This window comes from Idiomarina sp. (assembly GCF_019431395.1).
Classification (GTDB): Bacteria; Pseudomonadota; Gammaproteobacteria; order Enterobacterales; family Alteromonadaceae; genus Idiomarina.
Map to the genome: position 1 here is coordinate 1,568,456 of NZ_CP080268.1, position 24,831 is coordinate 1,593,286.

The 24,831-nt window shown below is 47.9% G+C and carries 18 protein-coding genes and 2 pseudogenes; 7 read left to right on the forward strand and 13 right to left on the reverse strand.

Annotated elements, in window-relative coordinates; all coding sequences use genetic code 11:
- Positions 1-3 precede the first annotated feature (3 nt).
- The 3 genes from KZ771_RS07750 to KZ771_RS07760 are packed head-to-tail and all read right to left on the reverse strand — an operon-like array spanning position 4 to position 5,356.
- A complete protein-coding gene (locus tag KZ771_RS07750) occupies positions 4-888 on the reverse strand; it encodes an ABC transporter substrate-binding protein (RefSeq protein WP_290652720.1) in 885 nt (294 codons plus the stop codon).
- Position 889: 1 nt separating this feature from the next.
- The gene (gene lpdA, locus KZ771_RS07755; RefSeq protein WP_290652722.1) at positions 890-3,031 is read right to left on the reverse strand and encodes a dihydrolipoyl dehydrogenase; all 2,142 of its coding nucleotides are present in this window, start codon (positions 3,029-3,031) and stop codon (positions 890-892) included.
- Between the two features lie 9 nt (positions 3,032-3,040).
- The gene (locus KZ771_RS07760; RefSeq protein WP_290652724.1) at positions 3,041-5,356 is read right to left on the reverse strand and encodes a TonB-dependent receptor; all 2,316 of its coding nucleotides are present in this window, start codon (positions 5,354-5,356) and stop codon (positions 3,041-3,043) included.
- 301 nt (positions 5,357-5,657) lie between these two features.
- Between KZ771_RS07760 and KZ771_RS07765 the strand changes: the two are divergent.
- Positions 5,658-5,741: pseudogene (locus KZ771_RS07765) on the forward strand (DUF547 domain-containing protein); the annotation flags it as partial.
- Positions 5,742-5,782: 41 nt separating this feature from the next.
- On the opposite strand, the gene KZ771_RS07770 reads toward KZ771_RS07765, so the two are convergent.
- Positions 5,783-6,412 carry an RNA-guided endonuclease TnpB family protein gene (locus tag KZ771_RS07770; protein ID WP_290652726.1) on the reverse strand — a complete coding sequence of 210 codons (630 nt, stop codon included), beginning with the start codon at positions 6,410-6,412 and terminating at the stop codon, positions 5,783-5,785.
- Positions 6,399-6,782 carry a transposase gene (locus tag KZ771_RS07775; protein ID WP_290652728.1) on the reverse strand — a complete coding sequence of 128 codons (384 nt, stop codon included), beginning with the start codon at positions 6,780-6,782 and terminating at the stop codon, positions 6,399-6,401. Before KZ771_RS07775 ends, KZ771_RS07770 begins: the two co-directional genes overlap by 14 nt.
- A 13-nt stretch (positions 6,783-6,795) precedes the next feature.
- Here KZ771_RS07775 and KZ771_RS07780 point away from each other — a divergent pair.
- The 5 genes and pseudogenes from KZ771_RS07780 to KZ771_RS07800 all read left to right on the forward strand — a co-directional run.
- Positions 6,796-6,972: pseudogene (locus KZ771_RS07780) on the forward strand (transposase); the annotation flags it as partial.
- 140 nt (positions 6,973-7,112) lie between these two features.
- A complete protein-coding gene (locus KZ771_RS07785; protein ID WP_290652730.1) occupies positions 7,113-7,370 on the forward strand; it encodes a hypothetical protein in 258 nt (85 codons plus the stop codon).
- Between the two features lie 100 nt (positions 7,371-7,470).
- The gene (locus KZ771_RS07790) at positions 7,471-8,010 is read left to right on the forward strand and encodes a type IV toxin-antitoxin system AbiEi family antitoxin domain-containing protein (RefSeq protein ID WP_290652732.1); all 540 of its coding nucleotides are present in this window, start codon (positions 7,471-7,473) and stop codon (positions 8,008-8,010) included.
- Positions 8,000-8,923 carry a nucleotidyl transferase AbiEii/AbiGii toxin family protein gene (locus KZ771_RS07795; protein ID WP_290652734.1) on the forward strand — a complete coding sequence of 308 codons (924 nt, stop codon included), beginning with the start codon at positions 8,000-8,002 and terminating at the stop codon, positions 8,921-8,923. The genes KZ771_RS07790 and KZ771_RS07795 overlap by 11 nt, the downstream gene beginning before the upstream one ends.
- 162 nt (positions 8,924-9,085) lie before the next feature.
- A complete protein-coding gene (locus KZ771_RS07800) occupies positions 9,086-10,576 on the forward strand; it encodes a Fic family protein (RefSeq protein ID WP_290652736.1) in 1,491 nt (496 codons plus the stop codon).
- Positions 10,577-10,603: 27 nt separating this feature from the next.
- Here the strand turns inward: KZ771_RS07800 and KZ771_RS07805 are convergent, their stop codons facing one another.
- From KZ771_RS07805 to KZ771_RS07820, 4 genes are all read right to left on the reverse strand, one after another.
- A complete protein-coding gene (locus KZ771_RS07805; protein ID WP_290569901.1) occupies positions 10,604-11,311 on the reverse strand; it encodes a DUF1499 domain-containing protein in 708 nt (235 codons plus the stop codon).
- Positions 11,312-11,380: 69 nt separating this feature from the next.
- Positions 11,381-11,962: a FlgO family outer membrane protein gene (locus KZ771_RS07810; RefSeq protein WP_290652738.1), complete on the reverse strand. Its 582-nt coding sequence runs from the start codon at positions 11,960-11,962 to the stop codon at positions 11,381-11,383.
- Between the two features lie 10 nt (positions 11,963-11,972).
- Positions 11,973-12,530, reverse strand: a complete 558-nt coding sequence (locus tag KZ771_RS07815) for a FlgO family outer membrane protein (RefSeq protein ID WP_290652740.1) — start codon at positions 12,528-12,530, stop codon at positions 11,973-11,975.
- Positions 12,531-12,620: 90 nt separating this feature from the next.
- Positions 12,621-12,950 (reverse strand): LytTR family DNA-binding domain-containing protein, encoded by a 330-nt coding sequence (locus KZ771_RS07820; protein ID WP_290569898.1) that lies wholly within the window; start codon positions 12,948-12,950, stop codon positions 12,621-12,623.
- A 377-nt stretch (positions 12,951-13,327) separates the two neighbouring features.
- Here KZ771_RS07820 and KZ771_RS07825 point away from each other — a divergent pair, with 377 nt between their 5' ends.
- Positions 13,328-14,641 (forward strand): AAA family ATPase, encoded by a 1,314-nt coding sequence (locus KZ771_RS07825; RefSeq protein WP_290652742.1) that lies wholly within the window; start codon positions 13,328-13,330, stop codon positions 14,639-14,641.
- 88 nt (positions 14,642-14,729) lie between these two features.
- Here the strand turns inward: KZ771_RS07825 and KZ771_RS07830 are convergent, their stop codons facing one another.
- The 4 genes from KZ771_RS07830 to KZ771_RS07845 form a co-directional block, all read right to left on the reverse strand.
- Complete coding sequence (locus KZ771_RS07830; RefSeq protein WP_290569896.1) at positions 14,730-17,651, reverse strand: TonB-dependent receptor; 2,922 nt, start codon at positions 17,649-17,651, stop codon at positions 14,730-14,732.
- 294 nt (positions 17,652-17,945) lie between these two features.
- On the reverse strand, positions 17,946-18,860 hold the full coding sequence (locus KZ771_RS07835; protein ID WP_290569895.1) for a class I SAM-dependent methyltransferase: 915 nt from the start codon (positions 18,858-18,860) through the stop codon (positions 17,946-17,948).
- 116 nt (positions 18,861-18,976) lie between these two features.
- The gene (locus tag KZ771_RS07840) at positions 18,977-21,718 is read right to left on the reverse strand and encodes a TonB-dependent receptor (protein ID WP_290652744.1); all 2,742 of its coding nucleotides are present in this window, start codon (positions 21,716-21,718) and stop codon (positions 18,977-18,979) included.
- 240 nt (positions 21,719-21,958) lie between these two features.
- The gene (locus KZ771_RS07845) at positions 21,959-24,820 is read right to left on the reverse strand and encodes a TonB-dependent receptor (RefSeq protein WP_290569893.1); all 2,862 of its coding nucleotides are present in this window, start codon (positions 24,818-24,820) and stop codon (positions 21,959-21,961) included.
- Positions 24,821-24,831: the final 11 nt, after the last annotated feature.

A 24,831-nucleotide genomic window follows, 5' to 3' on the forward strand; every position in this document is an offset into this window, starting at 1 on the left:
TAATCACCTCAACGGCCGCATCTTTCGCCTTAGCCGACGCAGGGATCGCCAAATAGTGATGGTTGGTAATCGCGGCATCACCCAGGGTGACCCGCTGGGTCCCGGCAGGGATCCGCCTTGATTAACAAGTGTTTGCACTTCGTTGGGGTTAAAACTGACCGCGATATCCAACGCGCTGTTGGCAAATAAATTACGCATTTCCGAAGCCGACGCGGGAAAGTTCTCGCCCTGTTGCCATAAAAGCGGATGCAGTCGCTGTAGGTAATTCCACAACGGTTGCGTGAGTTTTTCGGCATCGACTGCCGATACCGGCTGCTGGAACACCTCATCTTGTTCGCTTAACGACAGTAATAACGCTTTTAAAAAGGTCGTGCCGTGAAACTCCGGTGGTTTCGGATAGCTAACTTGGCCGGGATTGCGTTCGGCGTATAGCAGTAACTCTTCGGCTGAAATGGTGTTCCCGGTTAAACAGGCTTGACAGCTGAGCAGGTAAAACTGACCCACACCCCAGGGTATTTCCAAACCATCGACCGGTTCACCAAAGTCGGTTTGCCAGTTCAATTCGTCCCGCACATGGGCCAGGTTTGGCACCTGTTCGGCTGCCGCGTACAACTTATCCGCTGCTTTTAGAGCATGAAAGTTTTCGCCGTTTATCCACAGCAAGTCGGCGTTACTGCGGCCGTCGGTTAATTGCTTTACCACCTCGGCAATATCCGCCACCTTAACGTGGCGCAATTCGATGTCCTGCGCTTTAAGCTCACGTGCTGCCCAGCGCAGGTAGTCGTTAACCGCCGGATTGCCGCCCCAGGCATAAAAGTAGACCGTTTGCGGCTGCGCACAAGCTACGCTAGACAGTAATAACAATAAGCTGAGGATTAACGTGCGCATGTTAGCTCCGCCGCCAGCGATGGAATTTCTCCACCCAGTTTAGCAAGCTCTGCGGCGCATTAGCACGCTTCCACTCACCGGCAACGTATTTATTGGCTTCTGCCAGCGTCGGGTAGCTATGGATGGTACCGAGAATTTTATTAAGACCAATGCCGTGCTTCATCGCCAGCACATATTCCGCTAACAGCTCACCCGCAGACGGGCCGACAATATTAACCCCGAGGATTTTATCTTTGCCCGGCACGGTCAATACCTTAACCCGTCCATAGGCATTGTCATCGGCTATCGCCCGATCCAGCTCACCGATATCGTAGGTCGTGACTTCGTACGCTTTATTCTGTTGTTGCGCCTGCTGCTCGGTCAGGCCGACGTTTGCCACCTGCGGTGAGGTATAAGTGACCCAGGGGATCACCGAATAATCCACGCGGAAGGTTTTTAACGGATCAAACAAGGCATTAACGGCTGCATACCAGGCCTGGTGCGAGGCAACGTGAGTAAACTGATACGGACCCACGACATCGCCACAGGCATAAATATTGGGGTAATTGGTTTGCAGCAACTCGTTGGTATTGATAGTGCGATCGGCTTCGACACCCAGCTCTTCCAGGCCAAAACCACTGACGTTAGCCTGACGACCCAGCGCTATGAGCACCCGGTCGAACGGAATTTGCTGCTCTTTTCCATTATGTTCGGCCACTAATATATTTTCGCCGTCGCGCTGTTCAAAGCGCTTGGCTTTGTGACCGGTTCTTAAGTCAATACCATCGTTTTGCAGCTGCTTAGTTAACAATTCGGCCGAGTCCTGATCCTCCGGCCCCAAAATACGATTCGCCATCTCCACCAGGGTTACCTGTGAACCTAGCCGTTGGAAGGCCTGTGATAATTCACAGCCAATCGGGCCACCGCCGAGTACTACCAGTCGTTCAGGCAACTCCTGCAACGACCACAAGTTGTCGGAGGTCAGGTAATCGATGTTACCCAGTCCTTCAAATTCGGGCACTAACGGGCGGGCCCCGGTCGCCACCATAATCGCACGGGTAGTGATGGTTTTGGTCTCGCCATTTTGGGTTATTTCGACTTCCCATGGGGACACAATACGCGCTTCGCCGAGTTCGACATTAACACCCAGCTGCTCATAGCGCTCCACCGAATCATGGGGTTCGATTTTACCAATAACGTCCTGTACCTGTTGCATTACCTGCTTAAAGTCGACCTGCACATTGTCAGCTTTAACGCCAAGATGTTCGCTCTGACGCGCCTGGTGTGCCACATTCGCCACGTGCAGCAAGGCTTTAGAGGGCACGCAGCCGGTATTCAGACAGTCGCCGCCCATTTTATCGCGCTCGATCAGTGTGACTTTCGCTTTTACCGCGGCGGCTATGTAAGCACTGACTAACCCGGCAGAGCCGGCACCAATAACCACCATATTATTATCGAACAATTTCGGCTTTTGGTAGCCTTTGAATGCCTTACGGCGCTTCACAATGCTCAAGATGAATTTGGCGATGATCGGCATAATGCCCAATAATACAAACGCGCCGATAAGATCAGCAGAAACCACGTCGCCAGGGCTACTGATTTGCGCCAGCTGAGTACCGGCGTTGATATAAACCGCAGCCCCCAGCAACATACCCACCTGACTGACCCAATAGTAAGTCCAGGCTTTGATCGGGGTCAGCCCCATGACCAGATTGATGACAAAAAACGGAAACAGCGGCACCAGTCGCAAGCTCAACAGGTAAAACGCGCCGTCACGCTCGATACCGCGATTGATGGCATCCAGTCGCTCACCGAATTTGGCCTGTACCCAGTCGCGCAAAATAAAACGGGCACTTAAAAATGATAAGAAAGCGCCAACAGAGGCGGCAAAGCTAGCTAACAACAAGCCCCAACCAAACCCTAATATTGCGCCGGCCCCTAGTGTTAATACCGTCGCGCCGGGCAGAGAAAGTGCTGTAGAAATAACGTAAATGGCAAAATAAATCGCAAATACTTTGAACGGGTGCGCTGCAAAAAGTTGATTCAGTTGTTGCTGCTTTTCTTTAAGCACATCAAGCGATAAGTACTGGGTCAAATCGAACGCAAATACACTGATAAACAGCGCAATAATAACCAACAGCAACAGTAGCTTTTTCAATGACATAAACTAACCTCAAAATGCGTAACGCACACTTAACTGAGCGTGTACGGGCTGCGATGGAAATGCCAGTGTGGCACCAAAATAGCCGCCCTCGAATACCGGTGACCAGTTATCCTGATCGGTGACATTAAATACATCCAGCCGTGCGCTCAGTTGCGGCGTCACATGGTATTGCGTGTGCAGATTCAGGGTGTGCTGATCGCGGATAAATACGGTCTGCAAAAAATCCAGCGGAAAGTGCTTGGTATAGCTTAAATCACCGCCGACCGACCATTGTTCGGTAATTGACCAGCCCGCTACCATCGAAGCCTGTACTTCAGGAATGCCCTGCAACTGCTGGGTCGATGCCGGGAACAAGGTGAAATTTGGCGAGCCCAACCCGGTGCCCTCGATAATATCAGGACGCGAATCATCAAAGGCATCAGCAACCTGGCCGGTGCCCTGCGACGACGCCGAGTTGTCCCAATAGGCATCAATATAACTGGCGGCCAGCGTCACCCAGTATGAATCAGCAGCAAAATGCCACTGGCCTTCAATACCTTCGGTCCGAATACCGCTGTTAGAGCCATCGCGATTACGCAGGCTGCGGGTTTGGTCAAACAACGTCGCGTCGGCATACCAGCGCGCATCAGACGGTGCGTATTTTAGGCCAATTTCATACAATTCGTTTTCGGTGGCAAAGTTCTGTTCATCAATCACACCAGCCGTATTCAGCACGGTGCCACCGGCCATAGAATTCGAGGTCGAGTCGCTTTTATAGGCAGTTGCATACAGGGTTAAATCCGGCGTCCAGGCATATTGCGTGGATAAACTCAGCGCCGATAACCAGTCACTGTAACTGTCACGTTTCGCGTCAACACCAGCCGGCGCCAGCGGATCCTCGGCTTCCACGTCATAATAATCGGCCCGCACGCCGCCGGTGATGCTCCAGCGTTCGGTTAGTGCCTGCTCGTGTTGCGCGAACACGCCCCACTGATAGCTGGTCGAGTCGGTGGTATCCGACAGATTAAAATCACCGGCACCATCGCCGTCTAAATCGTATTGGCCGCCCGGCGACACAAAAAGCCCCGGTCGCAGCTCGATTAACCGCGCTTGCTGCGCATCAGTCAACGGAATGCGACGGTTGCTCAGCGGGCCTGTTAAATCGATTGGATTGTCTGCTTCGGTCGTGAACTGGCTATAACCCAACACATCATTAACCCGCAAGTTAGCACCGATCACCGTCTTTTTGGCAATATGCAGCTCGGTGCGATTCTCAAAGGTATGGGCGTCATCGATGATTTCGACAAAGCTATTCTGATTGATGCCTTCGCGGGTTAAATACTGATAATAAGTGCGATTAACCAACACCAAATCGTCATTAAAGTAATGCTGCAACTTAGCATGCAGCAAGGTCGTTTCGGCGGTATTAGTGTCGCGTGGATCGTTCAGTGTGGTGCTGCGATCAATGCGCACTTCCCCGGTCGGGCTAATCACCGCACCGGCCCCCGGCACGGTCGACCCGTTAGGCTGTACGCCCTGGCCGGTAATGTATAAATTATTATCGATGAGGTTCTGTGTTGGCCGGTTGATGCCGGCATTATCGGTCCAGGCGACGTCGTAATATTCCAGCGCAACGTCAAGTTGGGTATCGCTATTCGGCTGCCACTGGTAAGCGACCAGTAAGTCATCGCTGCGGTGCTGGTGATAATCATAAAAGCTATCTTCATCGATATATTCAGCACTGACCCGCAATGCGTGTTCATCACTTTTTAACACCGCGTTGTGGTCTAACTGCAAACGGTACTGGCTCCATTGCCCCCATTCACCGGTCAGTCGCGTGTGCTCGCGGTTAACGTTGGCGGTTTTGGGCTGTAAGTTAACAAAACCGCCGACCCGTTGGCTGGTGCCCAGCATCACCGGCGGTGCGCCCTTAACCACTGCAATGCCCTCGATGGCATTAAACGACATTGGAATGCCCAAACCATTATTACCCGCCTGACGGCGCATACCAGCTTCGTATAGTTCGCCCAACTGACCACGAATGGTCGGCAACGATGGATTGCCAAAACCCGCGGCGGCATAACTGTTGGGTGCAAAACGCGCTATATCATGCAAGTCATCAATCGCGGCCTCCTGCATCAGCGATTCATTAATCACCGTCGCCGCACGCGGAATATCCTTGAGACTCTCAGCCAATCCAAATAATCCCTCGGTTTCATCTTCCGACGGCAATACCAACTGTTCGCTGTCGCGGCCCATCACTTCAATTATTTCCATTGGCTCTTGTGCCATAACCGAGGCTGCCAGCGGGATGGCCGTTAAGGCCAAAATAACTGTTTTCTTCACTACATTATCCTATCGATTGATTCTGGTTTGGGCCGCTGCGCGCGGTTTGGGCTCGTGCTGCGCACTCGCGTTGTAGCTCGCTGCCTTAGGCGCGAGGGAGTATAAGCTTAACGCATTAAACCGGCCTCCGGACCTATACCCTCGCGCCGAAGGCGACTAGCTACACCGCGCGAAGCGCCTAAACCGCAAAGCCTACATTGTCATTGGCTTACGTAAGTTATTGGTATTTCGGATGTTTATTATCGTGCAACAGCGAACAAAATTGTATGTCATTGCGTATGCTTTGAATACATAGCACACGGACTGGTTAGAACATGAAAAAATCCGCGTTGATTTTGACGAGCCGCGCATTCATGCAGCGTTGGTCTGTGCCGCTGTTAGCTGTCGTGACTGCTCCCCGCCCTAACGGGCGAGGCTTCCAAATTCTCAGGCAGCAACCGGCGCGTGGCCGGATTTACGCAAGCCTCCATTGGCAGGAACCGACAGTCCTTCGGCTTTTAGTTTGATAACACCCTGCTGGCGGATATTGATCGCGGCGTTTACGTCGCGGTCAAGCTCTGCTGTACAAGCAGGGCACGACCAGTTACGCACCGACAACGGCAGGGTGTCTACCTTGTGCCCACAGCAGGAGCAGGTCTTGGAGCTGGCAAACCATTGGTCGATTTTGACCAGATGTTTGCCCTGCTCCTTCGCCTTGTATTCCAGTTTCTGAATCAGGCTGAACCAGCTTGCGTCTGCGATGTGCTTGGATAGCTTCCGGTTCTTCAGCAGGTTCTTCACTTTCAATGTCTCGACCACCACCGCTTGGTTTTCGTCAATGAGTTGTCGGGACAGGTTGTGCTGAAAATCCGCACGGGTATTCGCTAGGCGCTCATGCGCCTTAGCCAGTTTCAGGCGTGCTTTCGTACGTCCTTTGCTACCTTTCTGGCAACGGGATAAGGCTTTCTGCTTGCGTCGCAAATTAGATTGGGCGCGTTTCAGGAAACGGGGATTCGCCGTCTTGTTTCCTTCGGAGTCGATAGCAAGATGGGTTAGCCCCATATCAACGCCCAGCACCCACACTCGTGCAGTGGTAGCTGGATTGTTTACCGTGTTTGCGCTTGAACCTCGGGTAACGGGCGGGAAGCTTCGGGTCAAAAAAGTTCTGGAAGGCTTTATCAAGGTTGATGCACGCTTGCTGGAGTGCAATCGAATCAAAATCTTTGAGCCAATGATACTTGCGAGACTTTTTCGCCACCGCCAACAGCGGCTTAAGGTCTTTCTTGGCTTTGAGCTTCAGGCCGTGACGTTTGTACTGTGAGCTGATGATATTCAACGCCTTGTTGTACACGAACCGCATAGCACCGAACTGGCGGTTGAGAAATTCCGCCTGTTCAGGTGTCGGATATATGCGTACCTTCGTGGCCTTTAACATTTCAGCGCTCATTGGTATGGTTCAATTATTATAATCCAGTAAATCGGTTTCATCACGCCGGATACGAATACTCAATGCCCACATACCCCGGCAAAGCAAAAGCGCAGCGCTCTGGTCACGCTCTTACTTTGCCTGTAGTGCAGGCGGGGCAACTATCGAAACACTGAGAGAGTATGTGCAGAGTCAGAGTACACCAGAATAGAACCGCTACGCGGTTCCCGCTTGTATACCCAAAGGGCACACTGTCCCCGCCCGATTGGGCGAGGGTTTACGCGGAGTTGTGCTAAACTGCGCGCAGAGGCTTTTATCGCTGACGAACTTGAACAGCAGCTTGAAGACCAAATGGTGTCGTTTTTACACGATCGTGATAAAAACGGTATCGCCGAAAAGGGTCTGTATTTATCCAAGATCTTTGACTGGTATGCTGAGGGCTTTAAGCAAAGCAACGAGGCCGGTGTACGTAAGTATATGCGACAATATGCACAAGCTTTAGCGCATAACGAAGCGCAGCGTCAGCGCTTAACAGAAACCGACATTGCCATCCGCTACACCGACTACAACTGGCTATTAAACAGTAGGTCGCGCTTACAGCGCGACTGATCATTGAGACTCGTGCCAGAGGCACGAACTACTTATAATTTTGAATTTGAACAAGTGGTAACATATACTGCCTAAAACCGTAATAACTAACCACTTAATTATGAAGCAAGAGTTAGCAATTCAAAGACTTAATGAACTCGACAAAAAAGGCCGCTATGTATTCCTTCATCGCGACTTGGAAAAAATCTTTCATGAAGACTCCCCTCGCTCTCTTTCAGACAGTCTCGCTCGTCTAGTCAAACACGGGATTCTTGAGCGAGTAGCGAGAGGCGTATATCTATACGCTTTAGCAGCTAATAAGAACGCGTCAGCTACCCTTGATTTAATTGCCATAGCTTTAAGACGTGGCGAGTACAACTACATCAGTTTAGAGTCGGCATTGTCCTTTTACGGTGTTATTTCACAAATTCCAATTGACCGATTAACCGTGATGACGACCGGTGTTAAAGGTGAATATAAGACCTCCTATGGAGTTATCGAATTTACTCACACTAAGCGGGGGATTGGAGATATCCTCGATAGTATTGTTCGTGCTGGCAGACCATTAAGAATTGCATCAAAACACGCGGCACTACGGGATCTAAAGCGAGTTGGTAGAAATACCCATTTAGTTGATATGGAGGCAATGTATGCCGACTGAGCACGAGAATTTTACAGCGTTAGTTGAGCGAGCAATTCAAGAAAGTGGCGGAGCGCGTAATCGCCCCGTCATCGAAAAAGAGCTTCTACACTACGACATCCTGGTTGCGCTCGACAGAGCCGGACTGCTTGATGAGATTGTCTTTCAGGGAGGCACGAGCCTTAGGTTATGCTATGGCTCAAATCGGTACAGCGAGGATCTAGACTTTGCGGGCGGTTATGACTTCAACACAAAAACGATGGCCGAAATAAAGCAAGTTCTCGAAAAATATATCGGTGGCCGGTACGGTCTTGAGGTCACGGTCAAAGAGCCCAATTCCCTTAAAAGCGAGCCAGAATATACCGACCTAAGAGTCGATAAATGGCAGGTTTCTATCGTCACTGCCCCTGGCCAAAAAGATGTTCCAAAACAACGAATCAAACTCGAAGTGTCTAATATCCCCGCTTATACAAAGGTGCCGCTGCCGTTAAAGCAGAATTATGATTTTCTGCCCGATGGTTACAGGGATACGCTTGTTTACGTGGAGTCTTTGGATGAAATTCTGGCGGATAAAGTTATCTCACTCCCTGCTACCCGTAAATATGTGAGGCATCGCGATATCTGGGATCTGATGTGGTTGCAACAGGAAGGGGCAACCATTGATAAGGATCTAATTGAAAGCAAAATTAACGATTACAAAATCGACGGTTTTCTGGACATGCTGGATGCCAGAATTAATTCAATTGACGATATTGTAACCGGGCGAGCTTTCGAGCAGGAAATGAGGCGCTTTTTAAGCCAGAAAGCCTATGACCGTACGTTAGGTAAAGATAAGTTTCGGGCTTTTTTGACATCTAACTTGGTTACACTACTATCGTCAGTAAAAAAAGAGCTTAGTGGAAATAATCGACGCGACACTGACTTTATACTTTAATTTTAACTGCATCTACTAGAGATGGGTCTCGTGCCAGAGGCACGAGCTACTTGTAATCATTTTTCAGGTGGTCTACATTTATATGATCATTTTTCAGGCGTCGTGATCATTTTTCACCCTAGTATGAAACAACCTAACCCCTCCCATTTTGATGACCTTATTGTGCCAACAAATTGCCTCGCACTGGCAGGTTATGCCTGGCTTATTCACCACCATGGCCTAAAAGTGCCGACGCCTGATCGACTATGCGCTATCGTAGCTGCAAAAAATACCAACAAAAACGAAGGTCGCTGGCATCTGCTAGGGAGTAGATATCAACCCAAAGAGGACTGGTTTTCTCAGTTAGTGTTTGCACTTAAATACGAGGGCATCGATTTACTCACGCTTAAATCGCTATTTAGCAAACTTTCGCAGCAACAAGTTATCAGTAAAATATCAAACGAAATCACAGGTAGCTATAGTCGCAGAATTTGGTTTTTGTATGAGTGGCTATTAGAGAAAAAACTCCCCATAGACGATGCCAAAAGCGGCGGCTATGTCAATGTTGTCGACGAAGGTTTGCAGTTTGCTTGCCACCCCAAACGCGAAAAACGACAGCGAGTTAATAATAATTTACCCGGCACCTCTCAGTGTTGCTTCTTGATCCGGAAAACGCCGCTACTAATCGATTGGGTTGATCAAAATCTTGCCCAAAAAGCGTTAGAACAAACCGGACAAATTCATCCCGATCTTATCAGCAGGGCTGCCGCTTTCTTATTGCTTGCTGATTCAAAAGCCTCGTACACAATAGAGGGGGAGCAGCCACCTCATAGTCGTATCGAACGTTGGGGTAAAATCATTGGCACAGCCGGTGAAACGCCGTTGAGCGTAGATGAAATTGAACGTTTGCAAGATGAAGTGATACCAGATAGCCGCTTTATTTTTAAAGGACTGCGTGCAGAAGGTGGCTTTATCGGCAGCCATGACCGCTTGACTAACCACCCGTTGCCAGAGCATATTTCGGCGAAACCGGATGACCTTTTAACGCTCATCGAGGGGTTGCTAACGACTTATGATTACTGTAAGCAAGGTGGCTTACACCCTATTTTAACCGCAACCGTATTGGCATTTGCTTTTGTATTTATCCATCCGTTAGAGGACGGCAATGGCCGCATTCATCGTTATTTAATTCACCATGCATTAGCAGAACAAAACTTTAGTCCATCAGGCCTGATTTTTCCGGTCTCAGCCGTGATACTTGAACGAATTAGTGAATACAAAACTACGTTGGAACAATTTACACAACGTCGAATGGCACTCATTGAGTGGCAACCAACCGATACTGGTAATGTTCACGTGACTAATGACACCATCGATTTGTATCGCTACGGAGACTTTACTGCGCAAGCTGAGTTTTTGTTCGATTGCGTAAAAACAACCATAGAGAAGGTCTTGCCCGATGAGGTTGATTACCTAAAACGCTATGATGAGTTGTGGCGATATATTGGTACTCAATTTGATATGCCGCAGAAAAAAGCAAGCCTGCTAATAAATTTTCTACAGCAGGGAAAGGGCAAACTCTCTCAACGAGCTAAGCAAAAAGAGTTTGAAGCCCTTACCAATAGAGAAGTTCGGGCTTTAGAAAGTAAGTTTAAGGAAATATTTAAATCGTAGCATTAGGACTCGTGCCAAAGGCACGAGCTACAGTGCGGCTAAAAACTCGCGGATGCGGTCGGCGTTTTTGCCGACGTCGCTGCGGCCAACTCGCGACTTACTGCGTATATCGAGCTGCGTCTCACCGTCAACTGTCTGAATTCGAATCACCACGTCGTCTTTAAAGCCAAACCAGGTGGTGGTGTCGGTTGCTTCAATTCGGCCAGCATCTTCATTGGCTTCGACAATTTCCCAGCCCATGTTGTTCGCCACTTGCAGCGCCTGCGCAAACAACGCATCAACGTCTTGCTGCGTGGTATAGGTTTGTAGGTCCGGGTAGGCTTGGCGCTGTTGTTCCGCCGTTTCCGGGCCAGCATATTCAACCGGATTTGGCGCATCAGCACGCAGCGGCGCAATCGCAACAAATTCAGGCGGATTGGCTAAATCAGTAGAAATGTCGTGGATAGCAGGCACCGATGTGGCCGTTTGGTATTGACTATAAGGCAGATAAAACGCAATAGCCGCTGCAATAATCGACACCACAGTCAAACCCGCTTTAGCCCCGGCCGGACGTTTAAAAATAAAGAACAGAATATTTATTACAGCAGATCCCGCAGCAACAAATGCGGCATAACGCAGCAACGTAAATGCAGTACCTAAACCAATTATCTCAGCTTGATAAAGCGGACCGGACACTGCCAGCACCAACACTGACAGCAGACCAAGCCAAATAACAAGGGTTTGTAAGATTTTCATAGCGTACCTTTTAGGTTTTTGTTATTGAATTTTAACCAGTATAGGTACGCTAACTAACGAAAGCGAGATCTACGGTGCTTTGCGAATTATCGCTTTATCGCTCTGCTCGCTTAGCTGCCGCACCACCATTTGTGGAATAAACGTCTGCGCAACACTCACCACATCTTTGCTGTTGATATCGACCAACCGCGCCGACACCATCACGCCACTGCGATGTTGCGCCCAGGTGCCCACCACCACGTGACTGATCGGAATAATTTCATCCAGTTCAAGGTAATCTCGCGTCAGAGCAAAATCCCCGTCCTCAGTCACTCGAATAAAATCAGTCGTTTTAAAATCCATCAACGGCAAGTCACTACGGTGCATTTCGGTCATCAACTGCTGCGCCAGTGTTTGCGCAAACGGCGTGCCTTCGTTGTAGTCTGAGGTGACGTTACTAAAAGTCGTTACGCCAATGGTGGTGCGTGTTAAGTCGATAGTTGCGTTGTGTGCTAACTGCTCTGCAATGGCATTAACATAGTGAGCACTGCCAGGCTCGGAAAAAGGTTTTTCGTAAGGCGATAACTGTGCTTTTGGCTCTGGTTTAGGCAACACCGTACAAGCGCTCAGAACAAAGGCACTGCCGGCCAGTAAAAGCATTAAGCGATTCATAGTCAGCTCCTTAAAAATTGCGCTGTAGTTTGCCATCAACGACTTCGCTGCGGCGGTTACTGGCATATAAGTGTTTAGGCACAAAACGGTTTGCAGCCGCCAACACTTGCTGTGACGTGCGATCGATAACCCGCAGATTAACAATAACGCCACCCTGCTCCGGCGCCATGGTGCCAACTAACACCCAGTCAAGTGCTGGTTGTTGATTCAATTGCTCGGAGTCACGCGTTAGCAGCGTGCTGCCATCCTCGGACAGTGACACAAAATCCTGCGCCCGGTAGTCAATCAAACGCACGTTACGCTCCTGCAGATGCGCGTATAAACTCTCGCTCAGTTGATGGCTGAGGCTGGTGACCGAGTCATGCGGATGCGGTAACTCCAGTGAGTCAGCCATCACCCAGCGGGTTAGCCCCAGTTGTGAATAACCGTCGTCATACTGGCTATGTTGTATTTGCGCGACCAATTGGTCTGCCAATTCATCGGCTACGCCATCATAGCTTCTCGGTTGATGTGCTGTTGCTAACGGGCTTAATGCTAATACCAGCAACAAAAGACCTGCGCGTAACATAAACTTCTCCGCTAATGCTTTGTTACGCTGTTATCGGCCTGGCCTGGAAATAATTGAGGGGAATTTCGTGGCGTGCGCCTGTGGCGCACTTTATAAGTTAAGCGCGTCGAACAATTGCTCGCGATAGGCATTACCAATTTTTAACTCAGTACCGTCATGCAAAACCAACAGTGAATAACGCCCCAGCTCACTGCTTATCTCTTTAATTTGTTCGAGATTGACGATAGCCGATCGATGAATACGAACAAACATACTTGCATCAAGTTGCTCAATGACGTTATGCATGGTCTCACGATGCATATACTTGCCGCTCGCAGCATGGATCTCGACATAGTTTGCCGCGCCTTTTATCCAGCGGATCTCGTTTAAAGGCACCAGCTCGATCTTACCCACCGAGCGCACCGGAAATACCCGTTTCATGGTTCTAAATGGTCCGTCCCTTTCCATTACCTCATAATCACGATGGTAGGGAAGCAACACTTTAATAGAACAATATGTGATTAGTGAATCGTTTGGGTTTTCTAATGAATCGTATTTAGGGACAATCAATCATTCAGCACCGTTAACAAAGCATCAGTAAACTGTAGATAAAAGCGGCAAAACTGCATGTAAGCCATATGACTTTTTATAGCGTCGTGATTTCATTTTTTCGATGAACAACAATCAAAATAACACTTTTAAGCGCATAAAAAAAGTAAATTTAATCACTTTTATGCGCATAAAAATGATAACGCTTGCACTTTTATGCGCAATAAAGTGTAATAGCAGCTAAACCTGAATATATTAAGGGCCGCTATATGAAACGAATACTCCTTGAGAAGCTTCTTTCGTGGAAAAACAAATCACAACGAAAACCTCTACTCATCGATGGGGCTCGCCAAACCGGTAAAACTTATTTGTTGAAGGAGCTTTTGGGCCAACACTTTAAAAACGTTGTTCGTATCGACTTTTTAGAAACCCCCGAAGTTGCGGATGCATTTGAGGACTCTTTAACTCCAGAAGATATACTATCAAGCATCGAGCTCATAACGGGTAAGGAAATTAACGCACAATCCGACTTACTTATTTTAGATGAAATTGGTGAATGCCCTCGAGCCGTCACGTCACTGAAGTACTTTGCTGAAAAAGCGCCAAACATGTTCGTCGCTGCCAGTGGATCTAATATCGGATTATTAACGTCCTTCCCCGTAGGAAAAGTCGAACAATACAATCTGCAACCTTTAACCTTTCAGGAGTTTCTTTGGGCATCAGAAGAAGCTCCTTTAATTAAGGCCTTCGAAAACCAAGCAAACTCGACAGCCGCTCACAAACAACTTTTCGATAAACTCACTGACTACTACTTCACTGGGGGCATGCCCGAAGTCGTGGCCCGCTGGTTTAAAAATTCAGATGAAAGCATCATTAGCAGAGTAGAGGCCGTTTCTGAGCTACACGATAACCTCTTTAATGGCTACTTACGTGACTTTGGTAAATATTCAGGAAAAACTAATGCGCAACTCATCGAATCAGTATTCAGCAGCATTCCAGCACAACTTTCAGCGGTACGAGATGAATCAGTAAAACGATTTAAATTTAAAGACGTTTTTGACAAAAAGTCTCGCTACTCAGACTTCGAGAGCGCTATAAGTTGGCTGCACAAATGCCGCTTGGTGTTAAAAAACTATCCAATAGAAGGGCAGGCGAAGTCACCGTTGGCAGCTTATCAGAAAGATAGCCGAGTCAAACTTTTCTTGTTCGATGTTGGTTTACTCAACCACATGCTGAATACGGGCTATAAGGAGATAAAGCAACAAAGTTATCAATACAAAGGGTATATTGCTGAGAATTTTGTCGCGCAGGAGCTTTCAGCTTTAGGTATTGAGCCGAGCTTTTCATGGAACGACGCTCGTTCAGAAATTGAATTTTTGCTAAGCGACGATCTAGGCAACATCATTCCTGTCGAAGTTAAAAGCGGTCGCCGAACAAAAGCGCGCTCTCTTCAGTCCTATATTAATAAGTGCCAACCAAAAAAAACACTAAAACTGACAGGGACTCAAGGCTCGCCCGTTACTGAGAAAAAGCACTTTGTTCTGCCATTGTATTTTACCCAGTATGTTACGAAGCTTTTGTAGTTTAATTCGTCTGACAACTTAGATCGTGAGCCTAATAAAAAACCCCGAAGAATCGGGGTTTTTAAAATGTATTAATTGCTCAAATTAATTAGAAGGAATAATTAATTCCTAATGTGGCACGTCTACCAAGCAGGTCATAATAAGCACCTTGGTTGTACATACCTGGCCGGCGAGGCGGAGTCTTGTCAAACATGTTCAACAAACCAGCTCGCAACTGAAGCTCAGGAGTAACGTTATAACGTGTAGTCAAATCAAACTGAGTATAAGACGGAACATCGTTATAATCATTTTGGTTTGGAGTCCACTCGTTATTCAATACAGTAGATGCACGATACGTCATAGACAGAACTGCCGAGAAGTTATCTAACTGGTAACTAGTGATTAAACGATGACGCCACTCAGGGCGAGCTTGCTCGCCTGTTGCGTCGATTTCGTCTTCGGCTAGCCCCGTACTGTTACTGATACGCTCATCTAAGTAAGTACCAATTAAGCGGAAATCAAAAATGCCCACGTCAGTGCTTAAACGGTATGCAGTCTCAATATCATAGCCGGATGTTTGGCTATAGGCTGCATTCACCGGACGCTGGAAAAAGTTTACAATTTCAAAGGTTTCTGGATCACGCTCAATCAGGTCACAATAAGGGTTGTCTATCGAGCTCGAGCGATAGCATAAGTTGACCGCTGTGCCCACACCCACCGCGGAAATAGCGTTAGTGATTTCAAAGTCCCAATAGTCAACTGTTAAGCTCAAGTTTTCAACGAATGATGGAGTAAATACGAATCCCGCAGTCACGTCCTTCGCTACTTCGTTTGACAGATCAGGGTTTCCGACGTTAAAACCAGGTCGAGTGGAGCCGTACCACTCATCCGATGGTGAGAAGTCGGCGGGAACGCCATCAGCTGCGCAGTTTGCGCGAATTTGATCACGATATTCAGTGCTTAACTCACCCACACGGTCTGAATCACAAACGTCAAAATAACTCGCAAATGTCTGGCCTGGAGGACTGTAAAGCTCTCCAATATTTGGAGCGCGGACAGATTTCGAGCGGCTAGCACGAACTCGAAGATCCTCATTTACCGCCCAGTTTACACCCACTTTCCAAGCATCATCCGAACCCGATGTTGAGTAATCCATGTAACGGTAAGCAGTTTCAATCGTCAATAAATCGGCAAACGCCATGTCCGCGACAACTGGTATTGACAACTCTATCGCAGCCTCAGATACATCATATTCTCCATCGAGTGGGGACGAGATGTTGTTAAAAAGTAGACCTGCTCTCATTGCAGGATCAGGGAGAGTAGAAGATTTTTCCTCTCGATATTCAACACTGAATGCTGTAGCTAGCGGGCCAGCTGGCAAATCATATAAGTCACCAGTAACGGTGGCTCCTAGGACTGTCTGCCCAATAGATGCACGACGAATTGCGTCCGTGCTTACCCAATCATAGGCCTCATCTGAGAACTGCTCGCTACCAAATATATTCAATGGAACACAGCCATTCGAGGTATCACGGCACTGAATTTGACCATCAACTTCAACAGCATCAATCGCTTGATAGAAACGATCTTCAAAAAGCTCTCCGTACCACTCAGTATCTGACTGCACGTGACCTACTGTCGCGTAAGCATCATATATCCAGCCCGCTCCAAGTGAGCCCTCAAAGCTTAATGAAGCTCGAGCTAAGGTTCGATCCTGAGTATACTGACGATTTCCAAAATCAGAGGCAAGAATAGATCCTGAAGTATACTGTCCTACTGCTATAGCACCGAGACCTGGATATGTGCCTGCACGAATGGCCGCTCTATCATCAAAATCGGACTGAACAATGGCTTGAGCTTCATCCGTGAGGAATGCGTTGTCAGGACGAACAGTAAAACCTAAAAATGCTGGAGAACCCTCACCATAAGCATCTGTTTTAGAGTAGTTAACTTCAAGATGCATTGCATGGTCTCGATTCAATTCATAAGTGAAGTGAGTCGTAAAGTTAATTCTATCAAGTGGGGTTCTATAGTAAGTATTCTCAGAGAAGTTATATCCATCGCCACCAAGATAATCTTGCCGACCACTTCCTAGCGGATAAGGTAACGGCTCTCCATAAGAAAACGGCTTGAGCGTCCCATCTGGTGTATAATTATATTTATCGCCAAAAACAGTAGTGAAATCACTTGTCTCTGAGTAGGCCGCCAGCACTTGCTGTCCTAGACCCCAGAAGGTTAACCTTGGAATAGTATCATCATCTGGGTTTTCTGCCGCTTCCGGATTCTGAAGAACAATTGGCGCTTCACGCAGAAATTCGCGATCCATTGCTGACAACTGACCAGACTTTGTAACACTCAAGTTTGTCACAAAGCTAGCTTTATCAAAGCTAGAACCGAAAGTAATTGACGCAAACTCTTCATCACCACCGTCTTCAAATGGTCGAATCACAGAAACATCAAGTTCAGCACCTTCGAAGTCCTTTTTCGTAATTACGTTTACTACCCCTGCAATAGCATCAGAACCGTAAACAGCAGATGCACCGCCTGTTGTAATTTCAATGCGCTCTACCATTGCAGTAGGAATATTGTTCAAGTCCACGGCACCTGAGCCTGGCGCGCCAGCGATGAAGCGACGACCATTCACAAGAACTAGCGTGCGGTCTGAACCTAAGCCACGTAAGTCAGTATTATTCAAGCCACTTGCAAAAATTGTATTGTTAGTAGTCTCAGGCGACAACCCCACTAGTGTGCTAGGTAATTCATGCAATAGGTCAGCCACGTTGTTTACGCCTGCGTCAACCAGCCCGTCACCAGAAATAACAGTCACTGGAGTTGGTGCAATATCACCAATACGAGCAATCCTTGAACCCGTAACTGTAACGCGTTCAACTTCTTCTTGCTCTTCATCCACTAACTCTTGTGAAGATTGCTGCGCTTGTTGAGCCATAGCCGGCATAGTAAAAAACGCGGAGCTCACACCTGCAAATAAAATCGTTCTAATAGAACGAGCCAGTAATGACTGTTCGGTCATGTTAAATCTCCCTGAATTATTATAGTTTTTTTCTAATTGTTAAGAATAGTTATCAGCTATTCGCACTCTGTTCAGCAAATTCAGACAGAGTTGTACAACCAGAACTGCATAACATATAAAATTCACATCGATTTAACAATAGTTTTTATTGTGTAATTAATTATTTCTTTGACATCTCTATACTCGTTTTCATTACCAAAAAAAGCCCTCACGCGGAGGGCTTTGATTTTCAGGGAGTTTTTACTAACAATTAAAACTGGAATATTGCTCTACTGTGTCAGGTCACTGAGACTGTTATTTATCAGCTTGTACACATTGACCAACGATGCCCGTTTCCGGAAACTGAACTGTTTGAACACGAATATTTTTAAAGCCTGCTGTTTCAAACTGCTGTTTTAATTGCTGACCGTCACCCGCTTGCTCAACGGCACGTACCATAGTCGCGAGGCGTGCCTTATGATCGGTTAAATTACCGAGGTAATCATTGAACACGTGTTTGGCTTCAGCTGCCTTACCCTGCTCTGCCGCCTGTAAAATATGGCGTACAGCAGGTACAAAGTTGGTGCGATGAAAAGTCGGATCGTTGCGGTATTTGTTAGCAAATTGATTCAGCTTTTGTTGTGCTAACTGCGCGTTACGGGGCAAGGGCTTGCCGGCAGCTTTTAAAATGGCTTCAAATAATGGCTCGACCGATTTATTTAATTGCTTTATCAGCGATGGCAACAACTCGTAAACTTTGCGACTGGTTTGCACAATCACCGAGTCTTCTGAGTGCACCAGTGCAATAAGCCCACCACCGCGTTTGATCTGTTTATGCAAATGCGGCAAACCGGTAGCCATGTCACCGTATTCCAGGCCGTAGTGCGAAACCACGGTCCCCACTTTTTTATTGGACGGTAAGGTAAAGCTTTCGTACTCGGTCTCTCCGTGCAACTTAAGCTTATCGTTACTGGGCTTGATCACCGCAGCATCAACGCCAATCAGATCAAACTTTTTGCCCTTTTTCTCGGCAAACTCAGTTAACCACTGCACCACAATGCCGTTACCCGTTGCCACATCCAGTATCGGTTGCTTAGCTTCGGTTTCTTCCATTCGTTCGAACCAGAATTTACGCATTTGGTAATTCTGTAATGTCGACTTCTCATCTAAAAACGACGCGAATGCGCCTTTTTGCCAAAACACAGACCATGGATTTTGTTTGTTTGACATAATACGACTTCCTTACGCCACTTTATTATTGTTTAGGTTTAGTTGCTCAAAACATGCCCATAAAAAAACCCGGCCGGAGCCGGGTTTTTATCATGATCACGTTAAGCAATCACTGCTTAGAACTTGACTCCGATACGAGCATACCAGTATTGGCCTGCTGTGTCATAAGAAGAGTTCAAGGTGTTCATATCGTTGTTGTTAGTCACGTATGGAGGCTGCTTATCAAACAGGTTACGCGCACCTAAAGTAAAGGTGGTTGTGTTGTTGAAGAAGTAGCTCATTTGTACGTCGTGATAAACATAGCTACCCACTTCTGACGACAGGTCGTCTTCTGAGTAGTTGATGTCGTTTACGCCGTCCTGGAAGCGTGTGATCCAGCTCCAGTCGAAGTCACCGATTTGGTAACCCATGGTCAAGTTAGTACGCAGTTCAGGGAACGCGGCTACACGACCACCGAAGTTAGTGTCAGCACCAAATTTACCCGCCAGCTCCAGCGTTTGTGCGCCTTCTTGTGCCAGGTAGGTGTACTCATCTAACCAAGTACCGTCAACACGCATGTTGAACATGCCATCACCCAGTTCAGTCGCCCAGTTGATGTCAAAATCAAAGCCTGAGGTGGTGAAGGTAGAGATGTTAGCCGTACCTGCCAGGATACCCGCCATGTAACCTTGTGAGTCACGGTAGTCAGAGCCAGTGTAGCCAGGGCGACCGACCGCTTCCGGACCTAAGATCAGGTTACAAGAATCAGCTGAGAAGTTTTCGCTGTTGTAACACTGAGCAATGATTGCTGAGGTGCTAGGCGCCCCTAAACCGTCTTCGATTTCGATATCGTAGTAGTCAACCGCAACGCTGAAGTTCTCGATAAACTCAGGCTGGTAAACGATACCCATGGTGAAGCTTTCAGAAGTTTCCGGCTTAAGGTCTGGGTTACCACCGACAAGCGTCGAAGACTGGTTGTTATCCAGATTGAAATCGCCCGGCAGGCCTTCTGCGGCACAGTTTGCTTTTACGGTTTCGCTGGCATTACTGTTCGCGTAGTTGATGCACGGGTCAGTGTAGCTGATGTTTGACTCGACTTGTGGTGAATACAAGTCACCGATACCCGGTGCACGGAAGCCTTCAGCGAAGGTCGCACGAACCAGCATACCGTCGGTCGGTACATATTCTAAACCGAACTTGGTGGTGGTTTGCGCATCAAGGAAGTCGTAATCTGAACGACGAACCGCAGCAGACAAGTCTAAACGATCAACGCCGGTAATACCTGACAATAGCGGCGCATTGATTTCCAGGTAAGCTTCCTGAACATCGTAAGAACCATTAGTCGGCTCAGCTGCAACGCTGTAGATTTGACCTAAGATAGCACCGCCATCCGGCTGGTTCTGGTACTCTTCCCAACGTTTTTCCACACCGAACGCCCAGGCTACAGGGCCAGCAGGCAGACCAAATGAACCGGTGTCGCCAGTTAAGTTAGCCATCAACTGCTTAGTTGTAGCACGGTCAACCGGTGAGTTTGGAATGGTTGCGTAGTCCTGGAATTCTTGTGTGAAGGTACCTGTCTGGAACGGGTTCCATACGCCAGGGCATTCTGCGTCAGCTTCACATAATGTTGGATCCAACAATGTGCCGATACGCTCAGGGTTTGAACGACCATATTCTACACGGCTGTCAACATAGCGAGAGTAGTTGTAAGAAACATCCCACGCCCAACCGTTGTCCAGGTAACCTTCTAAACCAAATACCATGCGGTAGTCAGAGAAGTCCTGAGTGAATGAACGGCCACCGGTTTCCGCCAGGCGACGATAGATAACTAGCTCTTCGCCAACTGGGTTGTTTGGATGATCCGCGGCAACGGTTGGTCCCCAGAATGTACCTTCTGCAGCCATCAACTGGTCTGATTGACGGTTAGTGAAACCACCTTCCATAAACGCAGTCAGATCACGGGTTAGCTCGTAGTTTGCAGATGCGTTGATCGAGAACAGATCCTGCGGCGTTACCATGTAGCTGGCTGGTGCAAAGTTATATGCATCTTGCTGGCCGTTATACGGGCGAACTTCGCCGGTTACCGGATCAACAACAAAACTGGTGCCCGCGTTACCTGAGTTATATTGTGAGTTTGGATCAAGTGCAGACCAGTTACCGTAAGGAATGGTTGAAGAACCACCCGGTACTAACTCGCCGCCGGATTCGCTGTAAGGTACTTTAGAAAAGTCGCGGTCGCCCTGCCAGATTGGGTTACGGTTTTGGTATTCAAGCGCTAAGGTTACGTTACCTTTGTCGCTGGTGGCACCGATAACACCCGATACTTTGGTGGTTTCGCCATCGCCTTCACCGGTCAGATCGTACTGCGCAGAGAATTCAGCGCCTTCAAAGTCTGACTTAGTAATGAAGTTGATTACACCGGCAATTGCATCAGAGCCGTAAATGGTTGAAGCACCGTCACGCAGTACTTCTACGCGCTCGATGTAAGCCATTGGAATTGAGTTCAAATCGCCAGACGCATAACGGCGTCCGTTGATCAGGATCAGCGTACGCGCTGAGCCTAAGCCCCGTAAGTTAGCTGATGCATAACCTACCGAACCGTTATTTGTGTTTGAGCCATTGTAACCACCGTTCATCGACGGAATGTTATGGATGAACTTTTCCATGGTGGTGAAGCCTGAGTTTTCGATCGCTTCTGCGTCAAAAACCGTGATTGGGCTTGCTGTTTCTGTGTCGGTACGCTTGATACGTGAACCGGTAACCTGAATGCGTTCTACATCGTTTGCGCCGCTATCTTGCGCAGCCGCTACTGCTGGAAAGCCTAAGGTTGTCGCGATCGCTGCCGCGGTCAGACTTTTACGGAAGGTACTACGTTTCATGAGAAAACTCCCTGGTACGTCTTTTTGTTAGTTTTGCTTAAAACAAGCGCACCTGTTGTACTCGCTGGTGAGGGCGAATTCAACTGATCAGAGAGTAAAAGTGGTTTGTTTGGCTATTAATTGGTCATTTGGTTCATTTGGTGGTCAAATGTTTAGCTTTTTAATAACACCTGTTACTAAAACGTAAAAAGGCGACCCGGAGGTCGCCTTTATTCACAAGAATAATAATCGCAGGGATGTTTAGAAGCGGAATGTTACGCTACCGAACACATAACGACCCAACACATCTTCATAACCCGCAAGCGTGTTACCGTTAAGCGCATTAACACCACCAACAATTTGTGGTTCTTTGTCTAACGCGTTATTCATACCCAGCAACACAGAGATGTTATCAGTGACATCGAAGTTTGCGTTAAGATCCAAATAGCTGGTTGATGCTAAACCGTCACCGATCAACACATCTGCGCCACCAGCGTAGTCAACCTGACCGTAGTAACGCCATTTAGCACCTACCGTCCACCAATCTCCAGTGCTATAAGTGAAGTTCATTGAATGACGCCATTCTGGTTGAGGGAAACACGCAGTCGGTCCACCGATGAATCCGGCACAGTCTGTAGTTGTACCTGCTAAACCAGGAACGGTCGTGGTTTCTTTAGTCAGGTAATAAGTCCCCGTCAAGCTGACTGCCAACTGGCCGCCACCGATTTCGGTGTTGTAGTTAAAGTTGGCATCGATACCAGTGTTAGTAGATTCTGCCAGGTTAACTTGCGGTGCAAAAATAAAACCATCTTCCCCACGCCATACATCTCCTGCAGGACTCCGGGTGATGGCATCACAGAACTCTGTGTCGCCAGTCAACGCACATTGGCGTAAAATTAACTCTGGGTTGATGGCACCAATACGGTTTTCCATCTGAATATCCCAGTAGTCAATTGAGAAGTTAAAGTTATCAGTGGGATTACCCACCAAACCAAACGTTACGGTATCCGCAATCTCCGGCTCTAGATTCGTGTTGCCACCAAAGATACCATTGTACTGGTCAGCTGGATTTACTGATACGTTCCCATACTGTCCCGCAGAGACGCCGGTTAGCGCACACTGCTCTTGAGAGTACTCTGGATCGGCGCCGGCACAAGGGTCAACACCTTCCCAGAGACCGAGGCTTTGCTCTGCAAACAATTCCGCTACGTTAGGAGCGCGAACCGCACGGTTAAATGTACCACGAAGTTTGTAGTCATCATTAACCTGCCAGTCTAGAGCAACTTTATATGCTGGTTCACCACCAGAAGTGCTGTAGTCAGAGTAACGGTAACCAAGATCCAGAACTAACGAATTAGCCCAACTCGCATCTTCAACCAACGGGACATTAAGCTCAGCGAATACCTCTGAAACATTAAATCCACCGATCAAGCTGTTGGTGGGTCCGCCTTGACCTGAAAGTGCGCCTAATTGGTAGACCTCATCAGCGACTCGTTCGAAATCAACTTCACGGTTTTCAACACCAAATACCGCGGCGATGTTGTAGTTTGAAGTTGGGAACTTAACGCCAGTTTCACCGGTAACATAAGCGTTGATAATACGTTGCGTGGTCAAACCTGTTAGCGTTGCCGTACCACCGAGAGCAGCAGCCGCCTCTGGGGTTACTCCCTCGTATTCAAAGACATTATAAGGAATACAGCCGTCTGTACACGCATCGGCACCAGAAGCACCTAAAACCTGTGCCATGCGAGGTACGTAGAAATCGTTGATGTATACTGATGACGACTGAGTAGAGCCATACTGGAACGATACATCGTATTCCCACATACCGCTCAGTGCACCATTGGCACCTGCGACGATACGATACGAATTGTGTTCAAGGTTGTTAACGCGTCCACCACCCTCGACATTACGCTTGCCGATATAGGCCAGCACTTGCTCAGTGCCTGCACCGAATTCGTTTAACAACTGTTGACGTTGCGCATCACTAAATCGGGGGCTATCAATATCGAAGTTAAAGCTTTGGAAAAAAATACCAGATTCTGCGATTTGTCCGGCCGTGCGGTCATGCATGTAGCTGGTTTCCATGTACGGGCGGAAGTGATCGTTCGCTTCATAGTTAACAAATGAACCAAATGTGTAGCGGTCGTTAGGTCGCATAAAGTGGTTCACTGGCGCATAGTTGTATAAATTGTCGGCGTTGTCGGGATTAAATGAGTTGTCTGGATTGAGTGACCAAAAAACTTCTTTATCAAAATCCGGCGCACCGTTTACCAATGGCGAAATGTAGAAATTTGGAATTGGCGCCGTTTGAGAGCCACCGCACGAAGTACCCGCGTTACTCAACGCACAAGAAGAATAATCACGTTGTGCTTGAAGAAGCTCTTCGTTAGTACGATAGGTGGCATAAAAAGTCGCACTACCTTTACCGCCAGCGAACAAGCTCCCACCTGCCACGTCAATAGTGTATGTTTTACCATCGATGCCCGAGCCGCCTGTAGGATACTCGTACCCAGCTTCGTCCATCAAACCTTGCATGTATTCGTTACTATTATCATGTTGGTAGCCTGATGTCCCCAGAGATACCTCGAAACCTTCCATGTCTTTCTTCATGACAAAGTTAACAACACCGGCTACAGCGTCAGAACCGTATACTGATGAGCCGCCACCAGTCATAACTTCAACGCGTTCAATCAGTGCTGTTGGGATTTGGTTAACGTCCGCTGCTTGTGAGTAAACACCGCCTGGCTGTAACCGACGACCATTTACCAACACCAAGGTACGGTTAGCACCCAGACCACGAAGGTCAAGGTTTGCAACACCGGCCGCGCCGTTAGCAACAAACGAGTTTTGTGCAGCAGTTTCTAGCTGCGGCAAAGTTGCCATCAAGTCTTCCACACGGGTGTAACCTGAGGCTTTAACTTCTTCAGAAGAAACCATTTCTACAGGAGAAGCAGTTTCCATGTCAGTACGTTTAATACGAGAACCAGTAACCTGAATGCGCTCTACGTCTTCCTGCGCACCGTCTTCCTGGTTGTCTTGAGCTAATACAGCGGCTGGAAAGCTGATTGCACCAGCAATAGTCGCCGCAAGTAAACTCTTACGAAATGTCGTGTTATTCATGAGTAAAAACT